The organism is Massilia violaceinigra (assembly GCF_002752675.1).
Lineage (GTDB): Bacteria > Pseudomonadota > Gammaproteobacteria > Burkholderiales > Burkholderiaceae_D > Telluria_A > Telluria_A violaceinigra.
This window is the reverse complement of sequence record NZ_CP024608.1, coordinates 6,840,064-6,854,552: the sequence shown is the minus strand read 5'-3', so window position 1 is coordinate 6,854,552 and position 14,489 is coordinate 6,840,064. Positions and strand designations below refer to the sequence as shown.

General features: G+C 69.2%; 9 protein-coding genes. All 9 read right to left on the bottom strand.

The features are described 5' to 3' along the window. Positions 1 to 14: 14 nt before the first annotated feature. Positions 15 to 908: a glucose-1-phosphate thymidylyltransferase RfbA gene (gene rfbA / locus CR152_RS29545; protein ID WP_229413694.1), complete on the bottom strand. Its 894-nt coding sequence runs from the start codon at positions 906 to 908 to the stop codon at positions 15 to 17. Then, positions 905 to 1,960, bottom strand: coding sequence for a dTDP-glucose 4,6-dehydratase (gene rfbB / locus CR152_RS29540; RefSeq protein WP_099882911.1), 1,056 nt, complete (start codon positions 1,958 to 1,960; stop codon positions 905 to 907). The genes rfbA and rfbB overlap by 4 nt, the downstream gene beginning before the upstream one ends. A gap of 70 nt (positions 1,961 to 2,030) precedes the next feature. Then, on the bottom strand, positions 2,031 to 2,774 hold the full coding sequence (locus tag CR152_RS33435; RefSeq protein ID WP_157778823.1) for a class I SAM-dependent methyltransferase: 744 nt from the start codon (positions 2,772 to 2,774) through the stop codon (positions 2,031 to 2,033). Further along, positions 2,768 to 4,465 (bottom strand): GSCFA domain-containing protein, encoded by a 1,698-nt coding sequence (locus tag CR152_RS29530; protein ID WP_099880965.1) that lies wholly within the window; start codon positions 4,463 to 4,465, stop codon positions 2,768 to 2,770. Before CR152_RS29530 ends, CR152_RS33435 begins: the two co-directional genes overlap by 7 nt. After that, positions 4,462 to 5,166 (bottom strand): hypothetical protein, encoded by a 705-nt coding sequence (locus CR152_RS29525; RefSeq protein WP_099880963.1) that lies wholly within the window; start codon positions 5,164 to 5,166, stop codon positions 4,462 to 4,464. The genes CR152_RS29530 and CR152_RS29525 overlap by 4 nt, the downstream gene beginning before the upstream one ends. Beyond that, the gene (locus CR152_RS29520; RefSeq protein ID WP_099880961.1) at positions 5,163 to 7,196 is read right to left on the bottom strand and encodes a hypothetical protein; all 2,034 of its coding nucleotides are present in this window, start codon (positions 7,194 to 7,196) and stop codon (positions 5,163 to 5,165) included. The genes CR152_RS29525 and CR152_RS29520 overlap by 4 nt, the downstream gene beginning before the upstream one ends. Continuing rightward, positions 7,184 to 8,569 carry a polysaccharide deacetylase family protein gene (locus CR152_RS29515; RefSeq protein WP_099880960.1) on the bottom strand — a complete coding sequence of 462 codons (1,386 nt, stop codon included), beginning with the start codon at positions 8,567 to 8,569 and terminating at the stop codon, positions 7,184 to 7,186. Before CR152_RS29515 ends, CR152_RS29520 begins: the two co-directional genes overlap by 13 nt. Continuing rightward, positions 8,566 to 10,035, bottom strand: a complete 1,470-nt coding sequence (locus CR152_RS29510; protein ID WP_099880958.1) for a class I SAM-dependent methyltransferase — start codon at positions 10,033 to 10,035, stop codon at positions 8,566 to 8,568. Before CR152_RS29510 ends, CR152_RS29515 begins: the two co-directional genes overlap by 4 nt. Continuing rightward, a complete protein-coding gene (locus CR152_RS29505; protein ID WP_099880956.1) occupies positions 10,032 to 14,486 on the bottom strand; it encodes a glycosyltransferase family protein in 4,455 nt (1,484 codons plus the stop codon). The genes CR152_RS29510 and CR152_RS29505 overlap by 4 nt, the downstream gene beginning before the upstream one ends. Between the last annotated feature and the right edge of the window lie 3 nt (positions 14,487 to 14,489).

Here is a 14,489-nt window from a genome sequence, read left to right as displayed (position 1 = left end):
GCCCGGCTGCGCCCTCAGAATACCTGCTCATGCAAGACGTGCAACAAATAGCGGCCGTAGGCATTGTCCTTGATCGGCCGGGCCAGCGCCGCGAGCGCATCGGCATCGATATATCCCTTGCGATAGGCCACTTCTTCCGGCACGGCGACCTTCAGGCCCTGGCGTTTTTCGATGGTGGCGATGAATTGCGAGGCTTCCAGCAAGGATTCATGGGTACCCGTGTCGAGCCATGCCATGCCGCGCCCCATCACTTCCACGCGCAACTGGCCCGCCGCCAGGTAGGCGCGGTTGACATCGGTGATTTCCAGCTCGCCGCGCGCCGATGGCGTGATCGCGGCGGCAATGTCGCACACCTGGTTGTCGTAAAAATACAGGCCGGTGACGGCGTAATGCGATTTCGGCCGCGCTGGCTTTTCCTCGATCGACAGCGCGTTCTGGTCCGGGCCGAATTCGACCACGCCATAGCGTTCCGGGTCGAGCACGTGATACGCGAACACGGTGGCGCCGTCGCCGTGGGCATGCGCCTTGCCCAGTTTGGCATCGAGTTCGTGGCCATAGTAGATATTGTCGCCCAGGATCAGCGCCGACGGGTGTTGCCCGACAAACGCGCGCCCGATGAGGAAGGCTTGCGCCAGGCCGTCCGGCGACGGCTGCACCGCGTAGCGCAGATTGATGCCCCATTTACTGCCATCGCCCAGCAGGTCGTGAAAACGCGGCGTGTCCTGCGGGGTCGAGATCAACAGGATATCGCGGATCCCCGCCAGCATCAGGGTGGTGAGCGGATAATAGATCATCGGCTTGTCGTACACCGGCAGCAGCTGCTTGGAGGTGCTGGTGGTGACCGGATACAGGCGCGAGCCGGAGCCGCCCGCCAGGATGATTCCCTTGCGCGCCAGCGCGGCCATCATGCGGCACCGCCGCTGGGCCAGCGGGCGTCGCGGTAGGCGCCCGAGGCGATCTCGTCGGCCCAGGCGCGCTGCGCCAGATACCAGTGCACGGTGCGCGCGATGCCGCTGGCGAAATGCTCGGCCGGCGTCCAGCCCAGTTCGCGCCGCAGCTTGCCGGCGTCGACCGCGTAGCGGCGGTCGTGGCCGGCGCGGTCGGCCACATGGGTGATCTGCCGGCGATAACTGGCGCGTGCCGGCGCCGCCGCGTCGAGCAAGTCGCACAGGGTGCGCACCACGTCGATATTGGTCATGTCGTTTTCTCCTCCCACGTTATACACCTCTCCAGGATGGCCTGCCGCCAGTATGCACCGCAGCGCCGCGCAATGGTCGCCCACGTACAGCCAGTCGCGCACCTGCATGCCGTCGCCGTACACCGGCAGCGCGTGCCCGGCCAGGGCCGTGGCGATCATCAGCGGGATGAGCTTTTCGGGGAATTGGTAGGGGCCGTAATTATTCGAGCAATTGCTGGTCAGGGTCGGCAAGCCATAGGTGTGAAAGCTGGCCCGCACCAGATGGTCGGACGCGGCCTTGGAGGCGGCATACGGGCTGTTCGGCGCATACGCCGAACGCTCGGTGAATGCCGGTTGGTCCGCGCCGAGCGAGCCATACACTTCATCGGTGGACACATGCAGGAAGCGGAAATCGGCGCGCTCCGGCTCCGGCAGGCACTGCCACCAGGCGCGCGCCGCTTCCAGCAGCGCGAAGGTGCCGCCGATATTGGTGGCGATGAACTGGCCCGGCGCCGCGATCGAGCGGTCGACATGGCTTTCGGCGGCAAAATGGACCAGCGCGCGCGGGCGGTGCCGGGCCAGCAAGGCCGCCACCAGGGACTGCTCGCCCATATCGCCGCGCACGAACAGGTGGCGCGCATCGCCCCTGAGCGCGGCCAGGTTGTTCAGATTGCCCGCATACGTGAGCTGGTCGAGATTGACGATGCCCTCGTCGCTGTGCGCCAGCCAGTCGAGAATGAAATTCGATCCGATAAATCCGGCACCACCGGTCACTAGAATCATGGCGTGTCCGTCGCGCGTGGACATGGCATCACGATGTGATGGGTAAGCCGCCCGTCAGGCAAGCCGCTTGTCACAGATGCTCCAGGAAGCACAGCTCGCAGCCGATCGAGGTGATCGACAGATCGGTCGGCGAGACTTGCTGGCGCGCCTGGATCTGCGCCATCAGCGGCGCCAGCTTGGGCAAATACGGATCGCTGCGCACATGAAATTGCAGCACCAGGGCGCCGACATCGCGCAGCGCCTGCAGGAAATCGGCCGCCGTCATGCGGTTCAGGTTATTCATGTAGGCGTGCCAGCGCTCGGGGAACTGTTCCTTGATGGCCTGGGGCGTCATCCACAAATGCTCCCAGTTGTATTTGCCCAGATGCCCGCCGATCGCCGAGAACCACAGTCCGTCGGCATAGATGGCGATCCGCCCGCCCGGGCGCAGCAGGGCGCGCATGGCGTTGAGCACGCCCTTGAGGTCCGATACATGTTCGAACACGCCGTTCGAAACGATCAGGTCGTAGCGGCCCGGATGGTCGAGCGCCAGGTCATGCACATTGCACTCATGGATGGCGTATGGGAACCCGGCGTACCCCTCGTCGGCCATGACGGCGTTCAGCGCTTCCTGCCGGGGAGTGCCGAGATCGATGCCGAGCGCCGAGCGCGCCTGGCGCCGCGCGCACCACAGGATTTCGTTGCCCAAGCCGCAGCCGAATACCAGCACGTCCTTGCCGGCCGGGTCGCCCAGCGGCAGCAGGGCCTGGTCCAGGCTCTTGGTCCGCCGCAGGATGTAGTCTTTGGTGGTGGCCAGTTCTTCCGGTGTCAGCATGGGGGTGGCGCTTTCGGGGACGTTGCGGCGGCAAACAGGTGTACCGGCAGCACCGCGCCGGTGCCGGGGTCGGCGACTTCGTGCATGGTCACGCCGAGTTTTTCCGGCTTGCAGCGAAAGTGCTGGGCCAGATCGCGCCCGTACCAGCGGCGCGCGCTGCCGGCTGGGCCCACATGCAGGCTGGTCCACGGGCGCACGCGCGGATCGACGAAGCACGCCAGCAGCAGGCCGGTGGGCGAGAGCAGGCGCCGCAGCTGGTCGAAGCCGGCGCGGTCGTCGTCGAGGTATTCCAGCACATGCACCAGCACGATCAGGTCGTAGCTGGCGTCGGCATAGTCGGCCAGGGCCGCCGGCAGCACCCCGGGCGCGCTCGCCTGCACCGCATCGCAGTGGCGGAACCAGCGCACGTCGGCGCCCCGTTCCGCCCCCACCAGCAGGGCGCGGCGTCCGGCCAGCTGCTCGCGGCCCAGTTCCAGCAGTACCTGCGCGGCGACCCGCTGCCGCTCCAGCGAACCGCAGGCCAGGCAGTGCGGGCCAAGCTGGTCCTTGCCGAGACGCCCGCCCGGCCCCGGCCCGAACGCCTCGCCGCCGCACAGGTTGCATAGCGGCGCGAGCAAGGGCGCCGCGGGCGCCAGCTTGAGCGCATCGTCGTCGCAATTGACCGCCACCAGCTGCGCCATCTGTTCCAGGCCGCCGCCCGCGGCCGCCACGCCCGGCGCCACGACGGTGCCGGCGCTCCCGATGAAATGGCGCAAAAACACCCGCATGACATGGCTCACGCCGGCTTCAGTCACGCTGCGCAGATCGTCCGCGACATAGGCGCCGCGCGCATGCGCACCGGTGATCAGTTCGTACGACGGCATGTAGGCGACCCGCTCGCGCCTGGCCACGATGTCGGCGCACGCGACCCGCAAGACCGATTTCGACCAGGTGTTGGCAGTTAACACGTGCTCGTGCGCGGCGGCGCCGGCCGCCAGCGGCACCGGCGACACCGTCAGGATCAGGCGCGCGGCGGGATTGACGGCGCGCAGCAGGTCGATCAAGGCCAGCATGTCGCCGGTCACCTCGGCCACGCTGAAATTGTGGACCCGGTGGCGCAGCGCATCGAAGCTGCCGCCGGCCACGCCGGGGCAGAGCGGGAACACGGCGCCGTCGTCGAGCGCTTCCCACGCCTGGGTCAGGCCGAGGGTGAAAATGAGCACGTCCAGCTGCGCGAAGGCGCTGCGCACGGCGCCAAAGTGCTGGCGCTGGTCCGCCTCGAATTCCTCGCGCGTGGCGAAACCGTCGGGCTGGATGCGCGGGCGGAACGGATCGATGCAGCGCGCGCCGTGCTCCCACAGCCGCTCGGCGGGCTGGAACTGTCCGTGGGCGCGCTGGAATAGTTGCAACAATTGACGCGCGGTATAGATATTGCCGTAGCGCGCGCTGTAGATGCCGTAGCCATAGCTGGCCGCCTCGCTGTCGTGCAGCCAGTCGTGGGCCGGTTCGGTTTGCAGGACCGACAGGCCGGCGGCGCGCAGGTGGCGTCCGACGTGTTGCGCGAAACAGCTGCCGGCGGTGACGATGCGCTCGCCCGGCGCGATCATGAACGGCGCCGTCACCAGCGCATCGACCTGCTCGCGCGCCACGCCGGCCACGGCGCGTTGCCAGAAGCAGTGTTCGGGCAGGGCTTGGTAGGGCGTGTTTTTCATGGACAGGGCGCGCCTTGGCGCAGGCTGAGGATTTGATCGAGCAGCAGGGCGCCATAGGCCGCGTTCGCATGGGTGGGGTCTTGGCGCAGGTAAGGCGCGGCCAGGCAGCCATCGGCGTCCTGGGCGCCCGCCGGGCGCGCGACGAAGTCGATCCCCAGCGCGGCGCAATGGTCGCGCAGGATGGCCGAATGCAGGAGCCAGAACTTGTGGCGAAAGGCGGCCGGGGCCACGCCGCGTTCGCGCACCCGCTCGGCGAATCCGGACGGATGCTGCGCGATATACGCGCTTGGCAGCGGCGGCGGCGGCTCGATGTGCAGCTGGCGGCGGCCCTTGAACACGGCGCTCAGCTGGCCCATATAGTCGAGGTCGTGCTTGAGGTGGCGCGTCAGGAGCAGGCGTACCAGGTCCACCGGCAGCAGGCGCGCCGCCGGGTTGATCGGCAGATCGGTATGTTCGGGAAGATAGAAATCGAAGGGCTCGGGCGGATTGAGCATGCCCAGGGTGATATGGGTCTTGCCACCCATCATGAACACGACCGTGTCGGCCGGACCCGCCGCCAGGGCCGCGAACTCGGCCGGAGCGCGCGTCTGGTAGGCGCCCCCGGCTTCGGTAAAGGGCATGAAGTCGCAGGTCTGCAGCGCGTCCGGCACGGCGCGCAGGGCATTCATGTGGCTGTGGCCGATCACGAGGATGGCTTTCATGCGCAGGCCTGGCTTGAATCGCGCTGGCGCGGCGGCGCGCCGGCCAGCGCCGCCAGCAGCGAACTGACCAGGGGCGGCTGCGCGGCCATCACCACCAGCACTTGCCAGCCGGGCCCGAGCTGGCCCAGGATGGTCGCCGGCAGGGCCGGATAAAACTGCGGATCGGCACTGGTGGCGAGCTGGAACAGGCCTTCGGCGCCGGCGTCGTGGAAGCGCACGTTGCGCCAGTCCTGGCCCGCGTGCGCGGCCGCGTCCCAGGTCCACATCAGCGCATCGGCCGGATTGCGCAGCTCGATGGCTTCGATCCGCACCGCCACGACGGCGTCGGCCATGTCGAAGCGCAGGCGCTCGATGGGCCCGGCGCCGGGCGGCAAAGTGAAGTGCAGCGCCTGCACGCTGCCGTCGGCGGGCAGGGGCAGGGTGAGCGCGTCGGCCTCCGCGAAATCGGCACCCGGCTTGCGCCAGAACAACTGGCATTCCAGGCCGGCCGGCGGCGCCGGCCTGGGCTGGAAGCGCAGCGGCGCCGGCGCCGGCGGCTGGGCGAACAGGGTGGCGATATCGCCGCGCTCGCTTCGTTCCAGGAATTGCTGGTAACTGATCAAGCCGTTGTAGGCTTGGCGCCGCGCCGCGAACTGGGCGTAGGTAATATCGGCCCCGATCGGATAATCGAGCAGCAGGTCCTTGTTCCACACCAGGCCGACGCCGTAATCCTCGGACACGGTGACCGTGCTGGCGCGGTTGTACTGGCGCAGCAGGGCGAAGGCCTTGTAGGTTTCGCCGACCCAGGCGCCGGGGCGGCGCTTGACCACGGTCAGTTCCTCGCGTTCCGGATTGCAGTCGTGCACCACCAGCACGCCGCCGGGATTGAGCAGCGCCGGCAGCGCGCGCAGCGCCAGGTCGACGTCGGGCCGTTCGTGGGTCGGATCGAGGAAGATGATGTCGAAGCGCTGGCCGGCATGGCGCTCCAGCAGCGCTGGCAGTGGCAGCAGCTGGCCCAGGTCGACCGCGGCCGTGACCCGCAGCAGGTGGCGCGCGCGCGCCGCATCGAGGTGCAGGTTTTCCGGCTGGTACGCGATGCACTTGCTGTCGCACACGATGTCGCCGTAAAAGCTGCTGCCGTCGAACTTGTTGTACTCCAAAAAGGTCTTGAAGCCGAACTGGCGGATCAGGCGGTTGATGATGTCGGCCTTGGACAGGCGCACCACGGCGCCGCTCTGGTATGGCTCCGGCGCGGGCAGGGCCAGCGGCGCCAGGCCGACGTGCTGGCGCCGTTCGCGCACCAGGCGCTCGAAATAGAGCCAGCTGTGCTCGGGCGTGATGTGCTGCTCGGGTGCGAGCTGCCAGTCGTCGGCGTAGCCGAGCGCCGCCATCATGGGCGCCAGCAGCGGCCTGAGCAGCACCACGTCGGCGCCGCTGAACCAGTGGCGCCAGTCGCCCGCGCCCTTGGTGCGCGCCACCCGCTGGTACTGCGGGTCGACCTTGGCGCCGGCCTGCACGGCCAGCCCCAGGTAGGCCGCGAGGGCGTCGAGGCGGCCCGCCACCAGGTCTTCGTAGCGCAGGATATGCCAGCCGGGGCCGGCGTCGGCGGCGAACGCGGCCAGGGCCTGGATGTGGGCGCAGGACGAGGCCAGGAAATCCGAGGGCTTGCCCATGGGGGGAAATTGCTGCAGCGATACCGAGCCCGGCATCTGCTGCTTGCGCTGCAAGAGCTTGTGGAACACGCGCAGGCAGGCGGGGTCGCCCAGCATGGCCGGATTGTCGGCCACCATGTACAGCAGCCGGCTGACCAGGTTATCGCGCGGATCGCGCACCAGCAGGATGCGCTTGTCGAAGCCGGCGCCGAAGGCGGCGATGGCGGCGCCGCTTTCGTGCTCGAAGATCAGTTTGACGGCCGTGTGTTCGGGCAAGACCTGCAGGTCGCCGATGCGGTCTTCCATGTGCACCACGGGCTGGCCGCCCATCGCCTGGGCCACCGCGTACAGCAGCGCCGTGGTGCCGGTCTTGGCCGTGCCGACGATCAGGCAGCGCATGGCGCTCCTTCGCTGGCCGGCGCGGCGCCGAACACGGCGCGCGGGTGCAGCCAGCGCACGCAGGGAAATTCGGCCGTCAGCGCGAGCAGCTGCTCCAGGAAGCGCCAGGTGCCGCCGGCCATGACGCGGTGGTGGGTGAGGATGCCGAGCGGCTCGTCCAGCTGGCCGGCGCGGCGCAATTGCAGGATCGATACCAGGCGCTCGACCAGCATCCCGGGATCGCGCACGCCGGCGCCGGCGCTCCAGTCGACGATGTCGAGATGGGTGTCGACCCGCACCAGCCCGGCGGGCGCGGCGCCGCGCGGCTGGAACAGATACTGCGACAAGCCATGCAGGCCGAGCGCCGGCAGGCGCGCCGCCAGCGCCGGCGCCAGCGTGTTCCAGGGCGGCACCATGACCGGCAGGAAGCGCTCGCCGAACAGGGCGCGCAGGCGCTCCGCTCCCCGCTCCAGGTCGGCCTCGGCCGCCTGCGGATCGCGCCCGGGGCCAAATTCGCTGCTGGGCTGGCCGGGCGCTTCATGGTTGACATGGTCCCAGCCGTGCTGGCAATAGACCAGGGTCGGCATGCCATCGGCCGTCGCCTGCGCCAGCGCGGCATCGGCCTGGGCCGGGATCACCGCCATCAGCACCGGCGCCTGGTGGCGCTGCGACAGCGCGGCCAGGCGGCGCAGCGCGGCGCTGTCTTCGACCAGGTCGTCGTCGCGCCACCAGAAGGCACACTCGGAGCGCGCGGCCTGCCAGTATGCGAGCTCTTCCCGCAGCGGCGCGAAGCGGTCCGGCACCGGCCCGGCCGCCATCGGCGCGGCCCCGGGCCAGGCCGCCAGGTGGTGGTGCCAGCGTTCGGCCTGCGCCGCGTCGCGCAGCAGCAGCCAGACGGGCAGGCGCGCGCCGCTGCCGGGGTCGGCGGCGTCGATGGCGATCACCGCGCACGGCAAGCCCTGGTTGGCCAGCAGCGCCGTCATCGATGCCAGCATGTCCAGGGCGCTGCCGATGGCGCCCGGCGCGGCGCCGCTCACATACAGCACGCCGCGCGCCGTCAGGCGCCCCAGCGCCGCGGCGATGGCCTCGCCCTGGGCGTCGAGCTCGACGGCCATGAAGTCGGCCATGGCATCGTCCGCCGCCGGCGCGCCGAACCAGGCCGGATCGACCCCGTGCCGGCCCGCTTCCAGCGCGTGCCTGCGCCAGGCCAGCAAGCCGGCCGGCAGCGCCTGGAACACCCGCCGCATCACGCGCTGGGGCGCGCTGCTGGCGCAGGCGGGGCAGGCCGGCGGCGCCACGCCGGCGCCGGCGTCGGCCGGGTCGGGCATGGCGGCGCCGCACAGATTGCACTGCGCGCCGTGCTCGCGGCGCACCGGCGTGGCGTCGCGGTTCATGGCAGGGCCTGCTCCAGGATGGTCAGCGTGGGATCCCAGGCCAGCAGGAAGCCGCGCAGCAAGGCCACGTCGGGCGCATGGTTGACGAACAGCCAGGCCACGTCGCGCACGCCGGTGGCGGGATCGGTCCCTTGCACCGCCAGCATGCCCATGCCCTTGGCGGCGCAGCCGAAGCGCTGGTACACATCGCGCCCGTAGCGGTGCCGGTTGCCGTACTGGTCGATATCGGCCTCGAAGTCCTCGCTCAGCGCCCGCCCCTGGGCGCCGCCGAAGCCGATATGCAGCAGGCCGCGCGGGGCCAGCACGCGCTGCAGCTCGTCGAACGCGGTCAGGTCGTCCGGAATGCATTCGAGCACGTGACTGAGCGTGATGAAGTCGTAGCTGTCGTCGGGCCGGTCGATGGCCTGGATGTCGAGGCTGCCGGAGCCGCCATACACCGACACTTCGTAGCTGCGGTACCAGGCCGTGTGCTGGGCCGGGTCGGGGCTGAACTGCAGGCCGCGGCGCCAGTCGAGATAGCCGATCGGCATGCCCAAAAAGATCTGGCGCACCACGCGATGGCGTTCCAGCGCCCCGCAGCGCGCGCAGCACGGGGCGGCGCCGCTGCCGGCCATGCGGCCGGACGGGCCGGGCACGAAGGCCTGGTTGCCGCAGATATTGCAGCTCGGTGGCGCCGCTGCGGGTTCCGGCTGCGGCGCCGCCACCGCCAGCGCCACTGGCGCTTCGCGCTTGCGCAGCGCGAAGCGGTCCTGGAACTCGCCCTTGGCCGGGTCGCCCAGCCAGCTGCCGCCCTTGTGCGCCACCGGCTCCCAGCCTTCCTGCGCGAACAGGGTGCGCAGGAACGCTTCCCGGTAGGCGATCACGTGCAGCGGTTCGGCCGGATCGTGGACGAAGGCGTGCTCGGACACCTGCTCCCTGAGGCGGTAGCGCATCTGCGGGTTTTGCGTGGCCAGCGAAAAGCCGTCGGGCAGCGAGAAAAAGGTGGCGATCCAGATGCCGTTCTCGCGCACCAGCGGACGAATGCGGCGCAGGTAGGTGCGCACGTCATCCTCCTCCATGTGGGTGAACACGGAAAACGCGGTCACGCAATCGAAGCTGTTCTCGGCGTAGGGCAGCGCGACGTCGGCCAGGGGCAGGCCGCCCGGATTGTAGCGGGAATTGTGGACGTTGATAAAGTCGAAGCCGAAGCGCGCGCCATCGTCGGGCGCGGCGAAGTGTTCCTTGAGCCACGCGATATGCTCGCGCAGGATGTCCAGGCCGCGGTAGCTGCCGCCAAAACCGGCCTGGCGCAGCCCGTACGCCAGGCGCCCGTAGCCGCAGCCGATGTCGAGCAGGTCGACATCGCGCCCGCCCACCTGTTCCAGCACGGTGGCGCTCAATTGCTCGGCCACCGGCATGAAGCTGGTGTCGCTCTCGCCCATGAAGCGCAAGCGCGGTGGGGGGATCTGGGAAAGGACTGCGCTCATGCTTGAACTCCGGTGGATGGATGGACCGCCGCGGCGGCGCCCGCCTGCGCGCCGGCCGCCATCTGTGGCGACAGGCGCGCGAGCACTTGCAGGATGGCGTCGACCCGGTGCTGGAAGGTATGATGGTTGACGATCAGTTCGCGCAAGCGCTGGCCCGCCTTGTCCGGCCTGGACCTGGCGCGCCGCGCTTTGGCTACTTCGCTGGCCAGGTTGTGCGGCGTGCTGTAGTAATGTAGCGCATCGCCGAACAGGGCGCGGCACGCTTGCATCTCGTCGGTGACGATGGTGGCGCCGCAGGCGCCGGCATCGAACAGGCGGTTCGACAAAAAGCCCTGGCTGCGCATGTCGCCCCAGTGGTCGTTGAGCACCACCCTGGCCGCCGAATAATAATGCCGCAGGCGCGCGTTGGCGATATAGGTCCGGGGCACCTGGTGCGGCGGCAGGATGCCTTCCCACATGCCGCCATAGACCTTGAAGTCGACCCCGCCGGCCAGCGCGTACTGCACCACTTCACGCAACTGCCCGCGCGAATTGCCGACGAAAATCACTTCCGGCACGTCCAGTCCGGCATCGCGCTCCGGGTAGAACAGGTCCGGATCGGTGCATTGCAGCAGCGGGCTGACCTGGTCGCCCATGCGCTCGCCCAGCCAGGCCGCGAAGCTGTCCGAGGCCACGAACACGTGGTGATACTGCTGCAGCTCGGTCACCGTCACCTCGTCCGGATGGCTGATCAGCCAGGCCAGGTTGATCGTGGTCGGCTGCGGCTGGTACTGGGACAGGCCGCGCAGCACGATCACCACGTCGTCGGACGCGCACAGGCCGCCGTACCAGTCGGGCAGGATATCGATGCGCGCCACGTGGCCGCGCCGTTCCAGGGCGCGCTTGATGCCGAGCGCGAAATGGTAGTCGCCCCATTGTTCGCGCTCCTTCATGGACGGCACCCCGATCTTGATGGCAAAGCGCAGCGACTGCTCGAGCAAGCCGCGCAGGCGCTGGCGGAAGGTGGCGGCGCGCTGGTCGTAGGTATGCTTGTCGAGCACGTCGCGCTGCAGCCTGGCGGCCAGCGCTTCGCGCTCGTCGTCGTGGCGCAGGAAGTGGCGCAGCAAGGCTTGCAATTGCTGGTCGGTATCGAAACTGGGCAGCAGGTCCGGAAACAGTTCGGCCGCGCCGCCGCTGCAATTGGTCAGCACCAGCTTGCCGCTGGCGATGGCGTCGAACACGCGCGAATTGAGCGAGTTCCAGTCGCGCGTGACCGGGTGCGAATCGTCGAGCACGATCTTGGCCGAGTTGTAGATCTGCGGCAGGGCGGCGTAGGGCACGGCGCCGCGCCAGTTCGCTTTCCAGTCGGGCCGGTCTTGCCAGCCGTGGCCGTAGATGGCGAAGCGGTAGGGCTCGCGCGCCAGGTCCTGCAAGCCGATCGCTTCGCGCTCGGCGCCCCAGTAGCTGCCGGTGAAGGTGACGTCGCTGGCGTGTTCGGCGGCGGGGGGCATGGGCCGGAAGCGCGCCGCGTTGGCGGCGATCGGCAGCAGGGTGGCATCGATGCCGGTGGCGGCCTTGATGTGCTCGATCGCCTTGTGCGAGGAGGCGAAGATCAGCTGGTAAGCCTGCAATTGCGGCGCGTCCAGCCATTGGTCGACCCGGTTGCGCACCCAGGCCACCGTCACCAGGCCGGGATTGGCTTCGCTGATCTTGTCGATGGCGTAATCGTGGCGCATGGCGACGACCACGTCGGTGCCGGGCAGCTGGTGCACCTGGTTGTTGACGAACATCACCTCCCAGCCGTACAGGCGCTGCAGGGCTTCGCCGAATTCGAGCGCGGTGAAAAAGTCGCCGGCCGCGGTGCCGATGTCGGTGGCGGTGACGGCGATGGTCACGCGCAGCGGCGCCGGCCGCCACATGCTGTCGCCCTCGACCAGCGCGCGCAGGATGGTGCGCGTCAGGTCGCGCCCGTAGCGCTCGATATACAGCCTGCGGTTGTTGGCGTGCACCTTGGCCGAGTACACTTTCTGCTCGCTGCCGGCCAGGATCTTGGCGTCGCGCGTGGCGCTGCGGTTGTGCAGCGCCACCGCGGCGGTATCGCACAAGATCGTCTTGCCGAGCTTGAGGCGCAGCGCCAGGCACAGATCCACGTCTTCCATGCCGTACACATAGCCTTCGTGGAAACCGCCGACGGCGCGGAAATCCTCGTTGCGGCACATCAGCAGTGCGCCGGTGGCCACCGGCAGGTCGTAGCAGCCGGCCAGGTCGGCGTGCGGCTGCTCGCCCACTTCCATCGGTGCGTAGTAGCGCCCGCCCTTGCCGGGCAGGTTGTCGGTCTTGAACTGCACGCCCTGGTGATGGGTGATGAAGCGCCACGCGTCGGCGCCGTTGGGGAGCGGTTCGAGCAGTTTCAGGCCGACCGCGCCGACCCGCTCGTCGTCGAGGTGGGCGCGCATGGGCGCGAAGCAGTCGTGCAGCATGACCAGGTCGTTGTTGGCGAACACCAGGTAGCGTCCGCGCGCCTGCGCCGCGGCATGGTTGTTCGATGCCGAAAATGAAAAATTCACGCCGCGCGCCAGCACCCGCAAGGGCAGGCGCGCGGCGTATTCGGCCGCCACCTCCAGGCTGGCGTCGCTCGAGCCATGGTCGACCAGCAGCAGTTCGTAGGAATGCAACCAGTCGATGCGCAGCATCGAGTCGAGGTAGTCGCGCAGGATGGTGGCGCCGTTCCAGTTCAGCACGATGATGGAAATCAGCGGCGTGGCCGATTCGGCGGCGACGGCCGGGGCGCGCGGGCGCCCTCCTTGCCACAGCCGGGGCGGCACGCTGTGGGTATAGTGGCCGTCCGGCAGGGGCCGGATCTGGCGTGCGCCATGGTCGACCAGGGGGAACAGCAAGGTATCGTCGTTTTGCTTGATCTCGAGATTGCCTTCGACGATCACGGCGCGGATGCGGCGCTTGCTGCCATTCATCAGGCGCGTGGGGAACTTGAGCAGGAACACATGATGGCCGTGGCGGTTCTCGCCGCGCAGGCGGGCGTTGAAGCGGTTGGCCTGTACCACGTCCAGCAACTGGTCGTCCACATGGATCGCCACGTGCACCGGCAGCGCGGGGTTCTTGCGGTCCCAGGCCCAGCCCATGATGGCGCCGGTGGTGAGCTGCTCGACATAGCCCTGGTAGCGCTCGGCGGGCGCGATCTGGGCCAGTTGCTGCTCGCTGAGCAGCAGCGGCACGTCGTGTTCGATGCGAAAATTAAGCGGCACGCCGTTCACGCGCACCGCGATCCGGCGCGCCTGGCGGTCATACAGGGCCGCCGGGAACAGCAGCTCGAAGCCATGCCGGCCTTCGCTCCTGAACAGCTCGTTGACATCGCTGCGCACCATCCGGGTCGTGGCCTGGGCCAGCAATTGCTCGTCCTGGTACAGGCCGACCGTCAGGACCGCGCCGCTGTCGGCGGTATCGAGCGCCCAGCCGCAGATGCCGTTGGCGTCGATCAGGTCGACCCGGCCGATCACGCTGTTGCACCAGGCCAGCGAGAGCGCGCCGCCCTGGGCGCACAGGCGGTAGCGCGTGCCTTGCAGGTTGATGGCGATCGCGTGGCGGGCGCCATCGTAGACGCTGAACGGCATCTCGAACTTGAAGCTGAAGGCGCCGTTGACCAGTGTCGCGGCGTCGACCGGCATCTTGCCCAGGCTGCGGGCGCCGTCGTCGACCCGCAGTTCGGCCGCGCCGCCGGGCAAGCGCTGCGGATCGATCCAGCCGTACAGGATGCCGTTGCGGATGTGCCAGCTGCCGCCCTGGTAGGCCTGGAACAGGCTTTGCGCCGGCGTCAGGGCCAGTTCGGCATCGAGTTCGGGCGCGCGCACCAGCAGCCGGTGCGGCTGGCCGTCGAACAGGATATCCGGTAGCGCCAGCACGAAGGCATGGGTGGGCGCGCCGGCCGAGCAGGTGGCCGCCAGCACCCCGTCGGCATGCAGTTCGAGCGTCAGCGCGCGCGCCGGATCGGCCCCGCGCAGCATCCCTGCGATGCCGCACGACTCGACCCGTTCGATGACGATGGCGCCCGCCTGGCGCGCGGCGCGCGCCAGGTGTGCCCCGTGCGCCGGCGCGCGCTCGAGCCGCACCGGGGTTTCAAAGACCCAGGCTTCGAGCGTGTCGAGCGCCAGTTGCGGCAGGTGGCGCGGCAGCGGCCAGTGAAAGCCGATGCGCCCCGGGTCGATACCCTCGGCGCCCAAGTCGTCGCGCCACGCGCCGCAGGTGGTAAACCCGACCGGCCTGCCACCGGCGCGAAACTCGAGCGCCAGCTGCTCTTGCGGGCAATTGAGGTCCACGCACCAGCCGCTCACGCCGGCGGCGTCGACGCGCTCGATGCGCCCGCGAATCAGGCGCCGGGGTGCCCCGTCCTGTGCCTCGTGCGCAGCGTCGAGCGTGGCGTCGGCGTGGCCCTCAGGGGCATTGTCATGCAGGTCCATGCG